The following is a 19,351-nucleotide window of genomic DNA, read 5'->3' on the forward strand; positions in this document are numbered from 1 at the left end:
CGAGCCGAACGATCCGGTACCGCCGGTGCCCACCGCCCTGAGGGGGGATCACGCCGGCGACGGCTCCCGCTCGGGCTCGCGCACGCCCCGCCACATGGCGAGGAACGCGACGAGACCCACGGCGGCGCACATGATCCAGACGAACGAGTGCTCCACTTGGAACAGGTACGTGCCCACCGTCGGGCCGAGCGCGTACCCGCCGATCTGGGCCGTCGTGATCGCCCCGATGTACCGGCTGCGGTGCCGGTCGCCGGGCGCGGCCAGCGCCGGATAGGCCACTACCGAGGGCGCGGAGATGATCTCGCCGAACGTCCACACCAGCACCCCCGCGAAGAACACCCAGATGCCCGCGGGCAGGCCGAACATGGCCAGGCCCGCGCCGATGAAGAGGCTGCCGAACGCGATCGTGGTCCGCATCGGCAGTCGCTGCGTGTACCGCGTCACCGGCAGCTCGAATGCGATCACGATGGCGCCGTTGAGGGTCACGATCGTCCCGTACAGCCACGCCGGATGGCCCTCGCTCAGGATCTGCAGCGGCAGCACCGCCTGGTACTGCGACTCGATGAACCCCGTAAGGAACATCGCGACGATGACCAGTGTGTACTTCGAGTCCTTGAACACGTCCCGGTAGCTCACCGCCGTCTGCCGCTCGGACGGTTCGCCGTCGCGCACGTCCGGCAGCAGGAACAGCGCGATCAGACCGAACGCGAGGTGCGTCAACGCGTTCACGATGAACATCAGCGCGAACGAGTGCGTCAGCAGCCACACGCCGAGCATCGGCCCGAGGGCCGCACCGACATTGAGGCCCAGACGTGCGGCGGCCGAGACCATCACCAGCCGATTGGACGGCGTCAGCGCGGCCATCATCGCCGCGGCGGCGGGCCGGTACATCTGCCCGAACAGGCCCGCCGTGAACGCGAGCGCCACGAGCACCCGGTAGTCCGCCGCGAAGGCCACGCCGAGGACCGCGCCGCCGGAGAGGAGCATCGAGCCGACGATCACCTGCCTTGCGCCCCACCAGGCCGTGACGGTACCGGACGCGAAGCTCCCGATGATCGAGCCGATGCCGAACACGGTGAGCGCGAGCCCCGCACCGGCGGGGGAGTGGCCGAGGTCGGTGAGGTAGAGGGTGAGGAAGACGGCGATGAAGGTGCCGGTGCGGCTCAGCGCGATGCCGACGAGGAGCGTGATGACGGACGGCGGCAGGTGCCGCAGGGTGGACCAGACGCCGTCGGCCTCAGGATCGCGACGCACTGCCGGGCTCATGCGGCTCCCCGCAGCGGGGTGCACTCGAAGATCGTCTCGGCTTCGGCGCGGTCGAGGATCTGCTCGCACTCGATCGCACTGTCGCCCATGGCGATCAGGCAGCCGTAACGGGCGATGTACCCGTCGGGGGGCATCAGGAGCTCGTCGCCCGGGGCGGCGACCGTGACGGTCTCCAGTTCGCCCGGCCGCGCGGGCGGGAGTGCGATCTTGTCGGCGACGGCGCTGAACGGCGGCACGAGGAACCTGATGGCGGCGTGGCGATCCTGCCGGTGGGCCAGGTCCGGCCGCTCGCCGAGGGCGAGCCGGGTGCCCACGACGCCGGAGTCGATCCCGTTGGCCAACTGTCCCAGATAGGGGATGAGGTCGCCGCCGAGCCGGCCGTTGATCTCGACGAGGACCGGGCCGTCGGGGGTCAGTTTGACCTCGGTGTGGGTGCTGCCGTGGCGCCAGCCGACCGCCTTGTGAGCGGCGGCGAGCATGGCGGTGAGTTCGGGGTCGTCGAGCAGCGGGTCGTGCGGATCGACGTGGTGCCCCATCTCCTCGAAGTACGGTTCGGGACCGATGTGCTTGCGCGCCAGCGCATACGGCAGATATTCGCCGTCGATCACGGCGGCGTCCACGCTGATCTCGGGTCCGCTGAGGTACTGCTCGAGCAGCAGGGTGCCGTCGTTGGTCATCCCGGCCTGCCGGGTGCCGCGCGCCGCCGTCATCGCCGCGGCCAGGTCCTCCATTCGATCCACTTTGATCACGCCTTGGCTCGCGCCGAGCGCGATGGGCTTGACGACCAGCGGGAATCCGATCGCGGCGGCCGCCTCGGCGCCGTCGCCGCCGGGGGCGACGATGTGGAAGGCGGGCTGGGGTACACCGGCGATGGTGAGCAGGCGCCGGGTCGCGGACTTGTCCCGGACCGCGCGCACCGCTGCAGGATCGGGGCCGGGCAGTCCGAGTTCGGCGGCCGCCTCCGAGGCGGCCTGGACAGCGGCCTCGTGCCAGCAGAACACGCCGAGGACGCGGTGCTCGGCGGCGACCCGCCGCACCGCCGCCAACGCCGCGTCCGGGTCGAAGACGTCGCAGACCGTATGCCCGGCGAGGTATTTCGCCTGCCAGGTCGGTTCGGCGGGGTCGAGGGCCCACAGCGGCGGGCCGTCCGCGGCGGCGGAGGCGAGCAGGTACTCGCGGAACAGCGGGTGCCCGGTCCCCATGATCAGCAGCAGGTCCATCGGCGTCGGCTCCATTCTGGTCAAGGCAGGATCAGTCCTTGCTCGGTGAAGGCGTCCCGAGCGCCGGGCTGGTCGAGGACGCCCACTTCCTCGAACAGCCGGAGGGTCTTCGCCGCCGAGTGCCGGATGCCGGCCAGCACGTTCTCGCTCGAGAACGAGTCGGCGATGACGTCCTTCACCCGCGTCTCGCTCAGCCCGGTCGACAGCAGCGCGTCCCGGGCCGGGTCGGTGGCCGGGCGCAGCGACCGCAGGACGAGCGGGGGCAGGTAGTGCGCCACCCGCTCCCGCAGCGGCGGTTCGAGCTGGCTCCACAGGTGCTTGAAGAACGCGCTGAAGAACGCGTGGTGGCGGCCTTCGTCGATCGCGTGCTCGCGCACGGTCTCGCGCATGATCTGGACGACGCTCTCGTCGGGCGGGATGTCCGAGAGGATCGAGGTCACGAGGGTCTCGAACACCACCACCTGCAGCAGTTCGACGAGCTTGCGGTGCTGCGGGAACTCCTCGCCGACGGCGTCGAGCCCGGCGATGAACGGCCCGAAGTCGTAGTCCAGCGCGGGAATCCCCGAGCGGTTCACCAACTGGTGCTGCACGTCGAGGCTGTACAGCGAGTGGTAGCCCTCGTCGACGACGATCTTGTACGCGTCCATGCGGGTCGCCTCGTGGAGGTGCAGGCCGCTGGAGCCGTCCGCGATCTTCTGCGACGCGCGCACGACCACGGCGACCTCGAAGTGCATGGTGAAGCGCAGCCACTGGTAGGCGTGCTGCGCGACCAGGTACCGGCGCAGGACCGGGTCGCCCTGGTCGACCAGCGGGTGGTCGAGGTGCGGCACCAGGTGCTCGGGGAAGAACGCCTTGTGGATGTCGTCCTCGGCGTCGATCATCTTGCGGTGCTCGGACCGGACCCCGGCGCGTTCGTACCAGTTGCGGAAAGCGTCGATCCGCGGCATCGGCGCGTCGCCAGCGAACACGGCTACTCCCGGGCCCTCGCGGGGTGGCCCGCGGGCAGCTCCCGGCCTGGCTTGCCCACCAGGTACCCCTCGATGTAGAGGTGGTCGATCTCGGTGCGGGCGAAGGTCCGCAGCGCGTCCTCGGGGGTCTCCACGATCGGCTCGCCGTTGTCGTTGAAGGAGGTGTTGAGGACGATCGGCACGCCGGTGAGGTCCGCGAACCGGGAGATCAACTCGTGGTACTCGGGGTCGCGGTCGGCGTCGACGGTCTGGACGCGGGCCGTGCCGTCCACGTGGGTGATCGCGGGCAGCCCCTCGCGGCGGTCCTCGCGGACCGAGGGGACCAGCAGCATGAACGGGCTCTCGCCGCGGAAGTCGAACCAGTCCTCGACGGCCTCGGCCAGTACCGAAGGCGCATAGGGCCGGAACGGCTCCCGGTGCTTGACCGTGTCGTTGAGGTAGTCGCGGACGCGGGGATGGCGCGGGTCGGCGAGGATCGACCGGTGCCCGAGCGCGCGGGGGCCCATCTCGGAGCCGCCCATCACCCAGGCCACGATCCGGTGCTCGGCCAGGAGCGCGGCGACGTCCTCGACGGGGGCTTTCCGCCACTCGAGTCGGCCTTCATACGCCTGCAGCGCTTCGAGGACCCGTGCCTCCGAATAGCGCTGTCCATAGGCGGCGGTGTTCATCTGACCGCGTCGTTCCGTCCCGCCCTCGAGGATCTGGTGCCAGCCGTAGAGCGCCGCGCCGATCGCGACACCGGAGTCACCGGCCGGGGCCGGAATGAAGACCTCGTCGAACGGTCCCTCGGCGAGGACGCGGTGGTTGGCGACGGAGTTGAGCATGACGCCGCCGCCGAGGCAGAGCCGGGTCGCACCGGTGCGGCGGTGCGCCTCGGCGGCGAGGTGCAGCATCGCCGCTTCGAGCTCGTCCTGGACCTTGCGGGCCACGTCCTTGGCGAACTTGCAGTCCCAGCGCCGCTCGGTGAGCGACTCGAACTCGGCGCCGTCGGAGGCGACGATGTCCTTCCAGATCTGCTCGAGCCCTTCCTGGGAAACGGTGATGTCGAAGCCGTCGAAGGTGAGCCACCGGCCCCAGTCGGGCCGGGGTTCGCCGTACGGGGCGAGGCCCATCGTCTTGCCCGCCTCGGGGTAGCCGCCGCATTCGAAGACGCCGAAGTCGGGCGTCCCGTACCTGGTGGTGAATCCGAGCTTGGCGGTGAAGAAGTCGTAGAACAGCCCGATGCTCATGTCGCTGTAGTCGACCGGGTACTCGGTGGACGCGACGCGGGTGAGTTCGACGCCGTCGCCGGTGAACAGGGTGTGCTTCTCGACCATCCCGTCCGTGCGGCTGCCCGCCTGGTCGACGATGAGCACGGCCGCGCTCTCGAACGGCGAGGTGTAGAACGCGGTCGCCGCGTGCGCCAGGTGGTGCGAGGGGAACGGGAAGGCCCGCACCTTGCTCTTGTCCTTGAGCGGCAGGTCGCGCAGGATCCGCGGCACGGTCCGGTCGCCGAGGGGCCGGTTGCCGACGATGAGGTCGACCTCGTCGACGCCGATCCCGGCGGCGTCGAGGCAGTACGCGATGGACTTGATCGGGATGAGTTTCGTGAGGCGCTCGAAGTGGCCTTGGACGAGGAAGCCTTCGGAGTGCTTGATGCGGTCGAGCCGTTCCTCCTCGATCGCGGCGAGGACCTCGCCGTCCTTGACGATGGCGGCCGAGCGGTCGTGGCTGAGGTTGACGCCGAGGATGTAGGTCATCGGAGCTCGCTCCATTCGGTGCGGGGGGAGTGGGGTCAGCTATTGCGGCGGTAGAGGGTGCCTTCGCTCCAGACGAGATCGACTCGGCCCCAGTCCAGGGCGGAGGCGACGTCGGGGAAGAACCCGCTGCCCTTGAGATTCGCGCTGGTGTTGCACAGCACCGGGATGCCGCTGACCTCGAAGTAGGACTCGAGGATCCGGCGCACGGCGCCGTCGCCGCGTCCGACGGTCTGCAGCCTCGCGGTGCCGTCGAGGTGGACGATCGCGGGGATGCGGGCCCGCCACTCGGGACGGACCTCGTGGTCGAACAGCATGTACGGGTCGGGGTTGCCGGGAGCGAAGACCTCGGGGGCGGCCTCCTCCAGGCAGATCGGCGCGACCGGCCGGTACGGTTCGCGGTCCTTCACGTCGTTGAGGCGGTCCTTCATCTTCGGCGACGTGGCCGGGGCGATGATCGACCGGCCGCCGAGCGCCCGGGGACCGAGTTCGGCCCGGCCGTCGAGGACCACGCACGCCTCGCCGGTGCGGTGCAGGATCTTCCCCAGCTCCGCCGCGTCGACCTCGGCGGCGCTCCAGCCCGCCGGGGCCTCGGGGATCGGCTTGAGCGCCGGACCGAGCCTGGCGTGCCACTCCACGGGGGCGGCGGGGTTGGCCCGGCCCAGCGCGGCGGCGCCGATCGCCGACCCGGAGTCGTTGGGGAACGGCGGCACCCACACGTCCTCGAACTCGTCGAGCGCGCGCAGGCGGGAGTTCCACTTGATGTTCAGCGCGCAGCCGCCGACGAAGCAGAGTTTCCAGGGCCCCTCGCCCTTCCATTGGCGCACTTGAGCCTGCAGGTGCTCGGTGAGGAGCCGTTCGAGGAAGACGTGGACGCTCGCGAGGACGTCCGCGTCGGCGGCGGCCCTGAGGCCGCGCCCGCGCAGGATCTGCTTGACCTCGCGGAAGTAGTGGTGCAGGTAGTCGAGCACCGGCTCCGAGGTGGAGCCGAACCCGCCGACGGCGCGGCGGTAGCCGACCGCGACGGCGTCATCGCCGGTGAAGTTCTCCTCGTACTTCTCACGCAGGAGGCCGATGATGTCCTCTTTGGGCGATCCGAGGGCGATGTAGGCCATGAGCTTCCCCGCGACGGACAGGTCCTCGTTCACCGACGCGGGCCGCTCCTCCCAGTGGAACGGTCCGAAGTGGTGCGCGGCGACCGCGTACGTGTGCCCGGTGAGCGGGAACAGCGCGCCGCCGTTCTCCACGGTCCCGTCGGGGTCGACGTGGTAGAGGCGCGGGAAGCTGCCGCCGTCCCACACCAGCACCAGGGCCGGTTCGCGCCGCTGCCCGAAAGGACTGAGGCCGTACGCGCTCGCCACATGCCCGGCGACGTGCACATGGCTGGTGTAGGGCCGGGCACGTCCCGCGATCGGCAGGGTCCCGTCGTAGCCGGGCTCGAACAGGTTCGGCACGGCGTCGGTCTCGCGGTAGGGCGCGAGGTGGAGCAGGACGGGCTCGCCGTCCGACTCCAGGCTCACCTGGCCGTACTTGGCGCCGTCCCAACCGTCCACGACCCACCGGTCGACCTGGTCGGGCCGGTAGCCGAAATCGGCGAGCAGCTCGGCGACGACCGCGAGGTCGGCCACCTGGCTGTGGCGGGCGCCGTTGCCGAGCTTCTCCATCTCGACGCTGAAGACCAGTCGGTCCCCGTCGATGAGCGCCACCGCGCCGTCGTGCGTGAGTTTGAGGCCGCAGACGATCATGCGTCAGCCCTTCGCGATTCGTGGCCCTTGGCGAGCAGGGATTCCAGGTTGTCGAGGACGTGGTAGGAGTCCGCGACGAGGTTCTCGGCCGAGGCGGCCCGGAGGAAGAAGATGCCGCCGTAGCCGAGCGCGCCGGCGGTGAGGTCGTACGCGGGCATCGGGGTGCCGGCCGGGATGCACAGTCCCGGGACGGCGGTGACCGTGGTGCCGCGGTCGACCACACCGGTCCAGTCCACGAGGGACTCGTCCCAGACGGGGTGGTCGGTCCACGGCCGGCCGGCCGAGTCGGTGGCGATGAGCGACAGCGATCCGGCGGCGCCCTCGGCGTCGCGGTCGGTGAGCATCCGCTCGGGCGGGTCGATCGGCTCGCCCAGCAGCGCATCGGTGAGCATCCCGACGATGTCGATGCCGAAGCAGTGCTCGATCTCGGCGGCGACCATGACGCCGCCGAGCCGGGCGGCCGACTCGAGGACGGAGAGCCCGCCGTCGGGGCAGAGCTTGAGCTCGGTGTGGGTGCCGCAGTAGTCGAGCCCGAGCGCGTCCACGGCGGCGGTGGCGACGCGCTCGATCTCGCGTTGGGCCGCTTCGGGAAGCGCGCACGGTGCGAGGTTGCTCAGCTCGGTGAACGGAGGAATGGTCGGGATGCGCGAGGTGATGCAGATCGGGTGGTAGACCCCGCCCGCGACCACGCCCTCGACGCTCAGGTAGTCGCCGTAGCCGCTCTCGGCGTCCCACCAGGACTCGGTGCTCGACCGGATGATCTCCTCGACGAGGAAGTCCGCGTCGGCGCCCGCGACCTGCAACTCGGTGTAGCCGCGCTCGCGGGCCTGGATCATCGCCTCGTTCGCCTTGGCCCACGCCGGCTCGACGTCCGCCTCGGTCTCGAGCACGAGCTGGCCGATGGCCCCTGCGCCCCAAGCGGATTTGAGGAGCATCGGGGCGGTCAGCTCGCGGAAGGCGCCGAGCAGGTCTTCGGCGGAGTCGACGGAGCGGAACCGGGGGACGGGGACGCCCGCGTCCTCCCAGACCCGCCGCATCCGGCGCTTGTCGCGGGAGTTGACGGCACCCGGGCCCGCCCCGCGCAGGCCGAGTCGCTCGGCCGCTTCGGCGACCGCGATGACCGCGTACTCCGAAAGGGTCAGGATCGCGTCGGCGCCGATCCGTTCGGCCTCGTCGACGATGAGCCGGACCAGTTCGTCGCCGGTGCGCTCGAGTTCCCAATGGGGGGTCAACGAGGTGCAGTGCGGACTCCACAGTGGTTCAGTGTGCTGCGGTGGCGGCTTGAGCGCGAGTACATGCAATTCTGCCTTGGCCGCGATTTTCGGAAAGGCGTACTCGAGTGGTGCGCCGCCGCGTGAATAGACGAAGAGCACCTTCTTTTCAGGCACAGTCGTCTCCCTACTGTCATATCGAGAAAAACGCGGTGAACAGCGATCCGGCCCGCTTTCGAGCGGGTCGGCTATGGGGTATCGGCTTCCTGTCGGTGACACGACGTGTCAGGACGGTGACGATCGTATGAGACGCGAGGGCCACTGTCAAGCACACCATGGAATGCGCTTCCATAGTGATTGCAGTGCACGAAGTGCGGTTCCTGTGGCCTGAGAGCTCCATTGTGACCGGAGTGGACTCACTTGGCGTCGTCGGCATGGTGCGATCCGGGTGGAGTGTCCAATGCCCGGTACTATGGCCACCGTCACATTCCATGGTCCGCAGTGGATCTCGCCGCCGCTCAGCGCCGCAATCGTCACGCTGCGGCACCGCCGAGCGGCCGACGACTTCAGCCACACCAACCTCAATGGATGCGGTGGATCCCAATCGACCCAATGGCGTGGGAGCGCTGACCAATGGAAATCGCCCTCCGGTGATAATCTGACCGCGATCCCGACCCCGGTGAAAGGGCCACTTTGATGAGCGCAGGCGCCGACCGACCACTGATCGAATTGCGGCACTTCGCCTGCAAGGCCGAAGACCCCTTCTCCTCGTTCATTCGACTGCGCGCGGCCGAAGGCGAGCAGCACGTCTTCCTCCTCGAATCCCTCGCCGGCCCCGCGGCCGACAAGACCCGCGCCATGATCGGCGCGGCCCCGCTGCTCGACGTCGTCGTGCGCGACGGGGTCCTCGAGTTCGACGGCCGGGAGCCGTGGCTCGCGTGGGCGCTGCGGCGCATGGCCGGCTTCGGCGGCGCCTACTCCGTCGACGGGCGGTTCTTCCGCCTCAGCGATCGCACCGAGCTGTGGGAGGCGCTGCGCCACCTCGAAACCGGGCTGAACGTGGAAGGGCTCCACGCGCATCGCTTCGGCTTCGGATTCGTGGCCATGCTCAGCTACGACGCCGTGACGTACATCGAGACCCTGCCGCGCCTGATCGAGGCCACCGATCGAGTCCCCGACGCGGTCTTCCGGATCTACCGGTCCGTCATCGAGATCGACCTCGTCGGCGGCGACGCCCAGCTCACCGTCGCCCACTGCCCTGAGTGGACCGATTCGGGCGGCGAACCCGACCCGGCCGACGTGCACCGCCGAATCGAGGCCGCGCTGGCCACCGGCGAAACCGGTCCGGAGTCCGTGCCCGACGCGCCCCTGGGCGACGTCGAGCCGGAACTGACGATCACCCCCGAGTCCTACGGCGAGCGCGTCGAGCGCTCCCTCGACCGGATCCGCGCCGGGGACATCTACCAGGTCCAGATCGGCCACGAGGTCCGCATGCGCGGCAAGCGCTCCGACCTCGACGTGTACTTGCGGATGCGCGCCAACAACCCGTCGCCGTACATGGGGTTCGTGCCCTTCGACGACCTCACGCTGCTGAGCGCCAGCCCCGAGCTCCACGTCCGCATCGAGGCGGACCGGCTGACCATGCGCCCCATCGCGGGGACGGCCCGCCGCGGCGCGACCGCCGCCGAGGACGAGGCCCGCGCTTCGCGGCTGCGCGGCGACGAGAAGGAGATCGCCGAGCACATCATGCTCGTCGACCTGTGCCGCAACGACCTCGGCCGCGTCGCCGACCCCGGCTCCGTCGAGGTCGACGACCTCATGAACGTCGAGACGTACTCCCATGTCCTGCACTTGGTCTCGACGGTCACCGCCGACCTCGCGGACGGCTTCGACGCCTACGACGTCATCCGGGCGACCTTCCCCGCCGGGACCATGACGGGAGCGCCGAAGCTGCGGGCCATGGAGATCATCGAGGCCACCGAGACGAGCCGCCGCGGCATGTACGCGGGCGCGTTCGGCGTCATCGGCTTCGGCGGGTTCACCAACCTCGCCTTGAGCATCCGCACCGTGGTCGCCTCCGGCGACGCCTACACGGCCCGGGCCTCCGCCGGGGTCGTCGCCGACTCCTCGCCCGCGGGCGAATGGCGCGAGACCCTCGCGAAACTCGGCTCTTCGATCCACGCCGTCTCAGGCCAGTCCGCGCCGGCGCTCCACGGCCATGCACAGGAAGGCGAAACCCGATGAAGGCCCTGCTCATCGACGCGTACGACAGCTTCGCGCACATCATCTACCAATACCTGCGCGTCCTCGACATCGAGACGGACGTGATCCGCTCGGGCGACATCGCCCCGGCCGGCGCCCTCGCGCACGACGGCGACTTCGTGCTCCTCGGCCCCGGACCCGGCACGCCGGAGGACTCCGGCCACGTCGAGATGGTCCGGGCCCTCGCCGGCGTCAAGCCGGTCCTCGGCGTCTGCCTCGGCCACCAGGCCATCGGCGTCGCGTTCGGCGCCCGCGTGCGCCCCGCCCGCCACCTCATGCACGGCAAGACCAGCACCATCGTGCACGACGGCCGAGGCGTCTTCACCGACGCCCCGGAACGATTCAGCGCCACCAGGTACCACTCGCTGATCGTGGTCGAGAACAGCCTCCCCGAGGAGCTCGAGGTCACCGCCCGCTCCGCCGACGACGGGTACATCATGGGCCTGCGGCACCGCCGCCACCTCGTCGAAGGCGTCCAGTTCCACCCCGAGTCGATCCTGACCGAATCCGGCCTCGGCCTCTTCGCCGGATTCGCCGCCGCCGTCCGCGACCGCGCCGGAGCTCCGGCATGAGGATCCTGACGATCAACGGCTCGGAACGCGCGCGCGGCTCCACCTGGCTCGCCGTCCAGGAGATCCTGGCCCGCGCCCGCGCCCGCGGATGCGAGACCGACCAGATCGACCTCGCCGAGCGCCGCGTGATCCGCTGCGACTGCGGCCGCTGCAACTCCCGTCCCGACCCGTGCCCGGTCGACGACGACGTGGGCGCGATCGTGGCCGCCATGATCGAGGCGGACGCCGTGTTCCTCGCCGCTCCCGTGCACGGCTTCGGCCTCTCCTCGCTCATGCAGACCTTCGTCGAACGCGCCGGGGTCGGGCACCTCCGGTTCGAACGGCCGCTGACGAACACGATCGGCGCGGCCGTCGTCATCGGACGCCGCTACGGCCACCTCGACGTGCACGCGCAGCTCCTCCACAACCTGCTGCTCAACCGCTTCATCATCGTCGGCAGCGGCTTCCCGGTGACCATCCACTCCGGAGGCGAGCAGGGCGTCCTGTCCGACACCGAGGGCATGGAGGCGCTGCACCGCACCGTCGACCGGATCATCGACATCGGCACCGCCCTCGCCGAGTCCGGGACGCGCCTGCCGCGACCGGACCAGGTCGAACGGCGCGTCGGAAGGACGAGCTGACCGAGTGACGGCGACGCAGGCACCCCGGGCCCGGGTCGGCGGCCTGGGCCTCCTCATCGGCAGCAAGTTCGCCTCCACCGTGGCGTACGCGACCTCGTGGGTGCTGCTGCCGCTCTACGTCTACCAGGCGAGCGGCTCGGCCTTCCTGACCGCGCTCGCGTCCGCCGCGAACGTGCTCCCGTTCCTCCTCTTCGGACTGCTCGCCGGGGCGGCGGTCGACCGCTCCTCGCCCGTGCGCGTGATGGCCTGGACGGAGGTCGCCAACGCCGGGGTGCTGCTCTGCGTCCCGCTCCTGGCCGCCACGGTCGGCGCGGCCCCGCTCGTGCTGTGCGCCATCGGGTTCGCGTCGGCGACCGCGTACGTCTGGTTCGACGTCGCCAGCGCCGCGCTCGTCCCGGCCCTCGCCGGGGCCGACGGGGTCTTCCGCGCCAACAGCTACCTGTGGATGACCACCACGGTGCTCACGGCCGTCGCCGCACCGGTCGGCTACTTCCTGCTCGACGCGCTCCAGCTCGGACCCACGTTCGGCGTCCTCGCCGCCTGCTACCTCGTCTCGGCGCTGCTCATCGCCGCGATCCGTCCCCGGCCGGACCCCGGCGGCCCGGCCCGGCCCGAACCCGGGGCGGTCTGGGCCGGCGTCAGATACCTTGCGGCCCATCCGCTGCTGCGCGCCTACACCACAGTGAACGTCGGCGTCGGCGTGAGCGCCGGGGCCGTCTACGGGATGCTCGTCGTCTTCGCCTCCCGCGCGCTCGGCCTGCCCAGCGACGACTACCGGGTCGCGTGGATCGTCGCCGCCTCCGGCCTCGGCGCGCTACTGGGCGCGATCGCGGCCCGCCGCTTCAAAGGCGTGCCCCCGATCCCGGCGGCCCGCTGGATGACCGGCCTCGATCTCGTCCTGCTGCTGGCCTACGCCGCCGCGCCCTCCTGGCAGCTCGCCGCGGTCCTGCTCCTGTGCTGGAACACCGTCCACACCTGCTTCCTGGTGGTGGGCATCTCGGTCCGCCAGACCGTGACACCCCAACGGCTGCAGGGCCGGGTGAACGCCGTCGGCCGGATGATCGTCTGGGGTTCGGTGCCGCTCGGTACGCTGCTGTGCGGCGGCCTCACCGAACTCATCGGTCCACGGTGGGCACTGGCCGTCCTGAGCGGGTTCGCACTCGCGAGCCTCGTCACCGCCCTGCGCGCCCCCAGCGCGCTCGCCATGGAGAAAGCAGAGACATGACCGATTCCCGTCCACTGAGGGTGCTGTTCGTCGCCTTCAGCCGCTCCAGCCTCGGCCACGTGACGCGGATGCGCACCGCCGCGCGGCGCTTCGCCGACGCCGGGCACACCGTCGCCGTCGCGTCCCACGAAGAGGTCCGGCACCTCGTCGAGCACGCCGGGCTGCGATGGATCGGGATCGACGAGATCGGGCCCGCACCGGCCTGGCGCGGCATGAACGACGTGGCGAGCCTGCGCGCCTTCGCCCGCACGCGACTGGCCAGCCCCGAGTACGTGGAGGCCTCGCTGCGGGACGAGCTGCGCGCCATCGACGAGTTCGCGCCCGACGCGGTGGTGAGCGACATGCGCAACACCGCCTCCGTGGCGGCCTCCATGCGCGGCCTGCCGAGCTTCACCTGCCACAACCTGCGGCTTTTCAAACACCCGATGCACGCCGTGCTCCCGGAGATCCTCGCAACCCTCGACGAGCTCGGCATCGCACCCGAACACCGTGCGCCCCTCGGCGACGCGGTGCTCGTTCCCGATTTGGCGCTGCTCGACCCGCTCGCCGACGTCCCGGTGGCGACCGCGGGACTCATGGCGGGACTGACCTCCGAGATCCGCCACATCGGACCGCTCGTCCCACGCGAGCTGCTGGAGCGGCCGGTGCGAGCCGAACGCGAGCCGGTCCTGAACATCACGCTCGGCGGTTCGGGCGCGGGGGACAAGGACCTGCTGCGGGTCGTGGCCGCCGCGAGCGGCCTCGGGGTGCGCCTGGCGGTGACCCTCGGCGTCGACGGTCCCGACAGCGACGCGCTCGCGGCGCAGGTCCGCGCCGCCGCGGGCGACGCCGAGATCGAGATCGCGGCGTTCCGCCACGACGCGGTCGACCTGATGTCCCGCAGTGCCGCCGCTGTCGTCCATGGTGGACATTCATCGATGATCGAGGGACTGCTGTGCGCGACCCCGCTGGTGTTCACGCCCCATTCCGCCGAGCAGCGCGGCAACGCCGCCCGGGTGGCGGGGCTCGGCCTCGGTGCCGTTGTGGCCGATGACGATCCGACTGAAGCCGTCACCGAGGCGATACAGCGGGCGCTGACCGCCGACCGGCCACGGCATACCGCGTTCGCGTCCGCGCTCCGCTCGTCCGACGGCGCGGGCGCGATGCTGGACGCCGTCGAACGCGCCGTCGCGCTCCGCCGGGCCACCGGGGGTGCCGATGCGTAACGCGGTGCGCCTTTCCACGGCGATCATGACCCACCCGGCCCGAGAGGATCGGGCCCGGAAACTCGCCGAAGCCCTGCCGGAACTCGCCCCGGCCGTCATCGTCGACGACACCGAACCCGGACACGGCAACCTCGCCAACGCGCTGCGCGCCTGGGCCGCAGTGGAGGAGGACGCGACCCACCACCTGGTGCTCCAAGACGACGTCGTCCCCTGCGACGACTTCACCGCCCTCGTGCACCGCGCGGTGGCCGCCCGCCCCGATGACGCGATCAGCCTGTTCTGCGAATGGGGTTCCCGCAGTGCCGCTCTCGTCCGCGTCGCGGCCCGCCGCGGCTGGGCCTGGGCGCGCGCCGTCGACATGTACACCCCGTCCCAGGGCCTGGTCCTGCCGCGAGCGCACGCCCTCGCGTTCGCCGCCATCGAAGGCAAGAACGGAGCCGACGACCTCGCACTCGTGGAGTACCTGCGGCGCAACAACATCGACAATCTCGTCACGGTGCCCAACCTGCTCGAGCACGACGACCGGCTGAGTCTGACCGCCAACGGCTTCCAGGGCCCGCGCCTCTCCGTCTGCGCTTCACCCGCCGGTGCCGAACCCGATTTCGCCACGCCCGCAGCCGGAACCGGCCTCACCCGATTGCCGTACGCCTCCTGGATGCGGGTCCACGCCGAGTGGTTCTACTGCGGCGCCTCGCATGACGGGTACACCTGGCTCGGGGACTTCGGCGACACGCGGCTGCCCGAAGGCTTCCGCAAGGCCGACCTGGCCGACCGGTTCCGAGCCGACCTCGCCGCGACCGGAGCACCGCTCACGCAGACCGTCAGCGAACTGACGCTCTTCGAATACTGGACCGTCCACTTCGCCCTCGGCCTGGTCCAGCCCGAGCGGCTGGAGGCACCGCCCGGACCGCACGCGGAAGCCGCGTTCGCCACCGCGTTCCCCGGCCTCTTCCGCCGATACCTCCCGATGGCCGCGGTCGACGCGCTCCGCGGCAGTGCCGGCCGCCTCGCCGCCGCCGCGTTCGAGCACGGCGCAGCAGCCGATATCGAACGCCCGCACCCCGACTACTGGGCTTCTGAAAACCGTGAGGAGCCGCGATGACCGTCCCCGGGCCGCCACCGCACCGCTGGCTCGGCAGGCGGCGCAACGCCCACGAGTACGCCGTCGACCCCGTCGGCTACACCGCCCGCCTCCACCACGAATACGGCCCCGTCGCCGGGCTCGTGCACGGCGACCGCAAACAGGTCTTCGCGTTCGGGCCCGAGCACAACCGGACCGTGCTCACCCGCGGCGACACCTTCCACACCGTCCTCGAATACGCCATCCCCCAGGGCATCCGAGACGCCAGGCGCGGCATCGGACTGCTCAACATGAACGGCCCCGAGCACCGGAAGGCGCGCCGCGTCGCCACCCCGTCCTTCAAACCCCGAGCGGCGCTGGCCCACGGGGAGCAGATCGCCCGGCTCGCCGCCGAAGAGGTCGACTCGTGGACGCCCGGCGAACCGTTCGACCTGACCGACCGGATGCGCCGCCTGACGCTCAGGATCGCGTGCCTGTGCTTCTTCGGCGTCGACATCGCCGACCGAGCCGACCACATCGGACGCATGGTCCAGGACATGCTGGCGCTGCGCTACTTCGCGTCCTCCATCAAGTACTTCCCGTTCGACCTCCCCGGCACCCCCTACCGGCGGCTCCTCACCGTGATCCGCAGGCTCGACGGCGCGCTCGCCGACATCATCGACGCCCGCCGGGACGGCAGCGGCGCCGCCACCGACCTGCTCCAGTCCCTCATGGACGCCCGCGACGAGGACGGCCACGGCTTCGACGACGACCAGCTCGTCGGCCAGCTCACCACCCTCCTCGTCGCCGGGCACGAGACCTCCTCGAACACCCTGGCGTGGACACTCCTCCTGCTCTCCCAGCACCCGGCCGAACTCGACAAGCTCCTCGCGTCCGTGCCCGAACGGGCCGCGCGCACGAGCACCGCGCTCGCATTCCCCACCGGCCTCGACCACGTCTTGAAGGAGACCCTGCGACTCCTGCCGCCCGGACCGAACACCTCCCGGATCGCCGTGGCGCCCACCGCCATCGGCGGATACGAGATACCGGCCTGGTGCCAGGTCGTCACCAGCAAGTTCGCCACCCACCGCGACCCGGAGGTCTTCCCCGACCCGCTGCGGTTCCTCCCCGCACGGTGGGAGACGGCCCGGCCGAGCCTCTACGAGTACCTGCCGTACGGCGCCGGACCGCACGCCTGCATCGGCGCGGCCTTCGCCGACCTCGAGATGAAGACCGTGCTCGCCACGGTCCTCGGCCGCTTCCGCATCGACCCAGTACCCGGCGCGGTCGTCTCGCGCCAGGTCGGACTCATGATGGCGCCCAAGGGACCCGTACCGGTGATCGCGCGCCCCCGCACCGACCCGGCCCCACCGTTCACCGCGGTGACGGGCGACCTGCACGACATGGTGGACCTCGACGGCGAGACCCGATGGAGACTCGGATGGCAGTAGCACCCTCGGTCAGTCTGGTGATGGCGACCTGCGACAAGCGCGAATACCTCGCCCTCACCCTCGAATCCCTCCTGACGCAGACCTACCCCCGGTTCGAAGTGGTCGTGTGCGACGACGGCACCGCAGGCGGCGTCGCCGACCTCGTCGACCCGCTGCGCGACCGCATCGCGATCACCTTGGTCGTGCAGGAGAACCGCGGCCGCGCGGCCGCCCGCAACGCCGCGCTCGAACGCGCCCAAGGCGACCTCGTCGTCTTCATCGACGACGACCGCATGGCCGCCCCCGGCTTCGTCGCCGAACACGTCGCCGCCGCCAACGGCGACTCGCGCGGCGTCATCGGCTGGAAGCGCCGCGCCATGACCTGGTGGCGGCCCGGCGTCCTCCCCGTCGGCGAGGACGACCTCCTCCGACTCGCCGCCCGCGTCGGCTCCGCCGAGCGGCTGCGCGAACCGATCCGGCTCCTCGAACCCGGCGCGCTCGCCGCCGACCCGGAAGCCGCGCTGGCGGCGGTCGAGAAGGGCGGCGTCGAACTCGGCGACGAGCCCGACAACTACCACGCGATCGTCGAGGAGTACGGGACCGGACTCGACGGCTTCCGGTTCGCGTGGGCGCTCGCGACGACCGCGAACCTGGCCGTCCCCCGCGCGGCGATCGAACAGGCCGGTGGCTTCGACGAGACCTTCACCGGCTGGGGCCTGGAGGACACCGACCTGAGCTACCGGCTCCACCGGCTCGGCGTGCGGTTCTCGGTGAGCACCGAAGCGGTGAACCACCACCAGGTCCATCCGCTGGCCGACCCGAACCCCATGGTGGCGCAGCGCGTCATGCGCGCGCAGCTGATGCGCAACCTCGACCACTTCTGCCGACGGCACCGCGCGCTCGACGCGTACCTGTTCCGGCGGCGCTGGGAGCACGCGATGACCCTGGTCGAGGCCGACCGGCTGCTGAAACGCGTCGAGGCCGAGCCGGACCCGGTCCTGCGCCGCGAACTCGAAGCGCTCTACGCGGACAGGTGAGGCCCCGTGCGATCGCGTCGCACGGGGCCTTCGGAAGGACCGGTCAGACCCGGGCCGGAGCCAGAATCGGGCTGCCGACCTTGCCCAACAGGTTGTTCGCCGGATGGTTGCGCTCGCTGCCGAGGAAGAAGCTGAAGACGGCGCTGCGCCACTCCTCGGGCGAGATCCGGTTGTCGTGGTCGGCGTCTAGGTACTCGAACACGCGGTGGCTCTCCTGGTAGTCCACGCCGTGCCAGTTGCGCAGGAGCTGCACGAACTCGCCGGAGCTGATGAGGCCGTCGCCGTCCTCGTCGGCGATCGCGAAGTAGGCGTCCGCGATCGAGGCGAGCTTCGCGGCCGCGGCGAACTGGTCGCTGAGCATGTGCTCGGCGAGCGCCGCGCGCAGTTCCCGGCGGCCGACCCGGCCCTGGGAGCCGGCCTTCGGAGCGATGAACTCCGCCCACAGCCGCTCGGTGGCCTCGCGGAGCTCGAGCCCCATCGGGCTGTCGACGGGCACGCCGCGCGCGCCGAGGACGCGGGAGGCGGCCTTGTTCAGGTCGGCCTCGGTGATATAGCCGTTCCCCTCGGTGTCGAGCGTGTCGAACCAGCGGTCGAACTTGTTCAGGCGGACCCGCCCGACCGTGGCCGTGTGCCTGTACCTGCTGCCGATGACGATCGCCGCCCCGGCGGCGACCGCGGTCGCGGCCGCTCCGACCGCCAGCGCTTTGGCCTTGGTGTTCGCTTTCATTGATCTCCCGTTCCTTCGTCCATCGTGCCCGGCCCCCATGCGGGGACGACCGGTTTCCTGTCCAGGTCGGATCGTGCCACGGTGTGGGGGAACCGTGCGCCGAAACCGCTGATCCGGGTCCGAAGCCGGGACCGGTCTCGAGTGATCGGTGCTGCACTGCGGCGGTCCCGACGCCCCGAGGAGCGCCCTGTACCTCGAAGCCGTCCCGTCCGTACCGCCGCCCGACAGTGCCCCTCCGACAGTGCCCCCGCGTCCCGCGCCGCCTCGCCGCGCCACCGACCCCGTGGTCGCGACCGCCGGGAACGCCACCATGCTCGGCATCGGCTACCTGCTCATGCGTGCGACGCGCCCGGCTTCGCCGTCGCCGCGATCGTCGTGCTCACCGTGTCCTGGCTCCGCCTCGACGCTCGGTGGACCGCCCACGACGCCGAGACTGCCCACGACGCGGGTGACTGCGAAAAGGCCACCGCCGCGATCGACACCCTGGACGCGGTCCACCGCGTCGCCTTCGGCCCTCTCCGTCTCCGACACCAGCCTGACCATGGCCTCCGAGTACACCGACGAGCAGTTCCGGAACATGTTCGCCGACCTCATGGCCTGAGCCGGAGCGGTGCCGTCCTCGCACGACGGCACCGCTCCGGCAGTGCGGGGGAAGCGGACCCAGTGTGCGGTGCTGCCGTGCGGGCTGGTTGTCGGCTGCGGTCAAAGCGATCAGCGACTGGAGTGGCGGGATTCGGGTGCGTTGCCGTCGCTGAGGCCGGACTCGGGACCCTGGCAGGAGCTGGGGCCCTCGCCGCGATAGCGGCTCGGGCCGGATGCGGGACCCGGGCGGGACTCGGGATCCTGGCCGCGTTAGGGCCCCGGCGGCGGTTCGCGGCGCGCTGGGGCCCTCACCGCGCTTGAGGACCCGGCCGGAATCGAGCCTGCCCCTGCTGCTGCTGGGGCTTAACCCTTTGACGTTGACACCTTGATCTCCCGGGCCGGTAGGGTTCGGGTTGCAAGGAGTGAAGAGTGTCGACCTCGAAGTATCATCGCCGGTTTCCCGAGGAGTTCAAGGCCGAAGCGGT

General features: G+C 70.9%; 16 protein-coding genes. 9 read left to right on the forward strand and 7 right to left on the reverse strand.

Going from position 1 to position 19,351, the window contains the following annotated elements:
* Positions 1 to 48: 48 nt before the first annotated feature.
* The 6 genes from JHY01_RS24035 to JHY01_RS24060 are packed head-to-tail and all read right to left on the reverse strand — an operon-like array spanning position 49 to position 8,323.
* Positions 49 to 1,266 carry an MFS transporter gene (locus JHY01_RS24035; RefSeq protein WP_205328250.1) on the reverse strand — a complete coding sequence of 406 codons (1,218 nt, stop codon included), beginning with the start codon at positions 1,264 to 1,266 and terminating at the stop codon, positions 49 to 51.
* A complete protein-coding gene (locus tag JHY01_RS24040; protein ID WP_240193202.1) occupies positions 1,263 to 2,501 on the reverse strand; it encodes an ATP-grasp domain-containing protein in 1,239 nt (412 codons plus the stop codon). Before JHY01_RS24040 ends, JHY01_RS24035 begins: the two co-directional genes overlap by 4 nt.
* Before the next feature lie 5 nt (positions 2,502 to 2,506).
* Complete coding sequence (locus JHY01_RS24045) at positions 2,507 to 3,454, reverse strand: diiron oxygenase (protein WP_205328252.1); 948 nt, start codon at positions 3,452 to 3,454, stop codon at positions 2,507 to 2,509.
* Between the two features lie 2 nt (positions 3,455 to 3,456).
* A complete protein-coding gene (locus JHY01_RS24050; RefSeq protein ID WP_205328253.1) occupies positions 3,457 to 5,193 on the reverse strand; it encodes a carbamoyltransferase C-terminal domain-containing protein in 1,737 nt (578 codons plus the stop codon).
* 35 nt (positions 5,194 to 5,228) lie between these two features.
* On the reverse strand, positions 5,229 to 6,935 hold the full coding sequence (locus tag JHY01_RS24055) for a carbamoyltransferase N-terminal domain-containing protein (protein WP_205328254.1): 1,707 nt from the start codon (positions 6,933 to 6,935) through the stop codon (positions 5,229 to 5,231).
* On the reverse strand, positions 6,932 to 8,323 hold the full coding sequence (locus JHY01_RS24060) for an acetyl-CoA carboxylase biotin carboxylase subunit family protein (protein WP_205328255.1): 1,392 nt from the start codon (positions 8,321 to 8,323) through the stop codon (positions 6,932 to 6,934). The genes JHY01_RS24055 and JHY01_RS24060 overlap by 4 nt, the downstream gene beginning before the upstream one ends.
* 519 nt (positions 8,324 to 8,842) lie before the next feature.
* Here JHY01_RS24060 and JHY01_RS24065 point away from each other — a divergent pair.
* Genes JHY01_RS24065 through JHY01_RS24100 form a run of 8 tightly spaced genes read left to right on the forward strand, consistent with a single transcriptional unit; the run spans position 8,843 to position 17,557 of the window.
* Positions 8,843 to 10,390, forward strand: a complete 1,548-nt coding sequence (locus tag JHY01_RS24065) for an anthranilate synthase component I family protein (RefSeq protein WP_205328256.1) — start codon at positions 8,843 to 8,845, stop codon at positions 10,388 to 10,390.
* The gene (locus JHY01_RS24070; protein ID WP_205328257.1) at positions 10,387 to 10,980 is read left to right on the forward strand and encodes an aminodeoxychorismate/anthranilate synthase component II; all 594 of its coding nucleotides are present in this window, start codon (positions 10,387 to 10,389) and stop codon (positions 10,978 to 10,980) included. The genes JHY01_RS24065 and JHY01_RS24070 overlap by 4 nt, the downstream gene beginning before the upstream one ends.
* Positions 10,977 to 11,600, forward strand: coding sequence for a flavodoxin family protein (locus JHY01_RS24075; RefSeq protein WP_205328258.1), 624 nt, complete (start codon positions 10,977 to 10,979; stop codon positions 11,598 to 11,600). The genes JHY01_RS24070 and JHY01_RS24075 overlap by 4 nt, the downstream gene beginning before the upstream one ends.
* A gap of 4 nt (positions 11,601 to 11,604) precedes the next feature.
* Complete coding sequence (locus JHY01_RS24080) at positions 11,605 to 12,825, forward strand: MFS transporter (RefSeq protein ID WP_205328259.1); 1,221 nt, start codon at positions 11,605 to 11,607, stop codon at positions 12,823 to 12,825.
* Positions 12,822 to 14,030 (forward strand): glycosyltransferase, encoded by a 1,209-nt coding sequence (locus JHY01_RS24085; RefSeq protein WP_205328260.1) that lies wholly within the window; start codon positions 12,822 to 12,824, stop codon positions 14,028 to 14,030. Before JHY01_RS24080 ends, JHY01_RS24085 begins: the two co-directional genes overlap by 4 nt.
* 4 nt (positions 14,031 to 14,034) lie before the next feature.
* Positions 14,035 to 15,132: a hypothetical protein gene (locus tag JHY01_RS24090; protein WP_205328261.1), complete on the forward strand. Its 1,098-nt coding sequence runs from the start codon at positions 14,035 to 14,037 to the stop codon at positions 15,130 to 15,132.
* Positions 15,129 to 16,541, forward strand: coding sequence for a cytochrome P450 (locus tag JHY01_RS24095; RefSeq protein WP_205328262.1), 1,413 nt, complete (start codon positions 15,129 to 15,131; stop codon positions 16,539 to 16,541). Before JHY01_RS24090 ends, JHY01_RS24095 begins: the two co-directional genes overlap by 4 nt.
* Positions 16,532 to 17,557 carry a glycosyltransferase family 2 protein gene (locus tag JHY01_RS24100; RefSeq protein ID WP_205328263.1) on the forward strand — a complete coding sequence of 342 codons (1,026 nt, stop codon included), beginning with the start codon at positions 16,532 to 16,534 and terminating at the stop codon, positions 17,555 to 17,557. The genes JHY01_RS24095 and JHY01_RS24100 overlap by 10 nt, the downstream gene beginning before the upstream one ends.
* 43 nt (positions 17,558 to 17,600) lie before the next feature.
* Here the strand turns inward: JHY01_RS24100 and JHY01_RS24105 are convergent, their stop codons facing one another.
* The gene (locus JHY01_RS24105) at positions 17,601 to 18,284 is read right to left on the reverse strand and encodes an EF-hand domain-containing protein (RefSeq protein WP_205328264.1); all 684 of its coding nucleotides are present in this window, start codon (positions 18,282 to 18,284) and stop codon (positions 17,601 to 17,603) included.
* A gap of 241 nt (positions 18,285 to 18,525) precedes the next feature.
* Between JHY01_RS24105 and JHY01_RS24110 the strand changes: the two genes are divergently transcribed.
* Positions 18,526 to 18,885 carry a hypothetical protein gene (locus JHY01_RS24110; RefSeq protein WP_205328265.1) on the forward strand — a complete coding sequence of 120 codons (360 nt, stop codon included), beginning with the start codon at positions 18,526 to 18,528 and terminating at the stop codon, positions 18,883 to 18,885.
* Positions 18,886 to 19,351 lie beyond the last annotated feature (466 nt).

The sequence above is a fragment of the Glycomyces sp. YM15 genome, from assembly GCF_016918015.1.
Lineage (GTDB): Bacteria > Actinomycetota > Actinomycetes > Mycobacteriales > Micromonosporaceae > Glycomyces.

Bases quoted from the DNA above. Each gene is read 5' to 3' on its own strand.
- JHY01_RS24105 (WP_205328264.1), bottom strand. From the start codon at position 18,284: ATGAAAGCGAACACCAAGGCCAAAGCGCTGGCGGTCGGAGCGGCCGCG.
- JHY01_RS24075 (WP_205328258.1), top strand. From the start codon at position 10,977: ATGAGGATCCTGACGATCAACGGCTCGGAACGCGCGCGCGGCTCCACC.
- JHY01_RS24070 (WP_205328257.1), top strand. From the start codon at position 10,387: ATGAAGGCCCTGCTCATCGACGCGTACGACAGCTTCGCGCACATCATC.
- JHY01_RS24085 (WP_205328260.1), top strand. From the start codon at position 12,822: ATGACCGATTCCCGTCCACTGAGGGTGCTGTTCGTCGCCTTCAGCCGC.
- JHY01_RS24100 (WP_205328263.1), top strand. From the start codon at position 16,532: ATGGCAGTAGCACCCTCGGTCAGTCTGGTGATGGCGACCTGCGACAAG.
- JHY01_RS24040 (WP_240193202.1), bottom strand. From the start codon at position 2,501: ATGGAGCCGACGCCGATGGACCTGCTGCTGATCATGGGGACCGGGCAC.
- JHY01_RS24055 (WP_205328254.1), bottom strand. From the start codon at position 6,935: ATGATCGTCTGCGGCCTCAAACTCACGCACGACGGCGCGGTGGCGCTC.
- JHY01_RS24095 (WP_205328262.1), top strand. From the start codon at position 15,129: ATGACCGTCCCCGGGCCGCCACCGCACCGCTGGCTCGGCAGGCGGCGC.
- JHY01_RS24035 (WP_205328250.1), bottom strand. From the start codon at position 1,266: ATGAGCCCGGCAGTGCGTCGCGATCCTGAGGCCGACGGCGTCTGGTCC.
- JHY01_RS24065 (WP_205328256.1), top strand. From the start codon at position 8,843: ATGAGCGCAGGCGCCGACCGACCACTGATCGAATTGCGGCACTTCGCC.
- JHY01_RS24050 (WP_205328253.1), bottom strand. From the start codon at position 5,193: ATGACCTACATCCTCGGCGTCAACCTCAGCCACGACCGCTCGGCCGCC.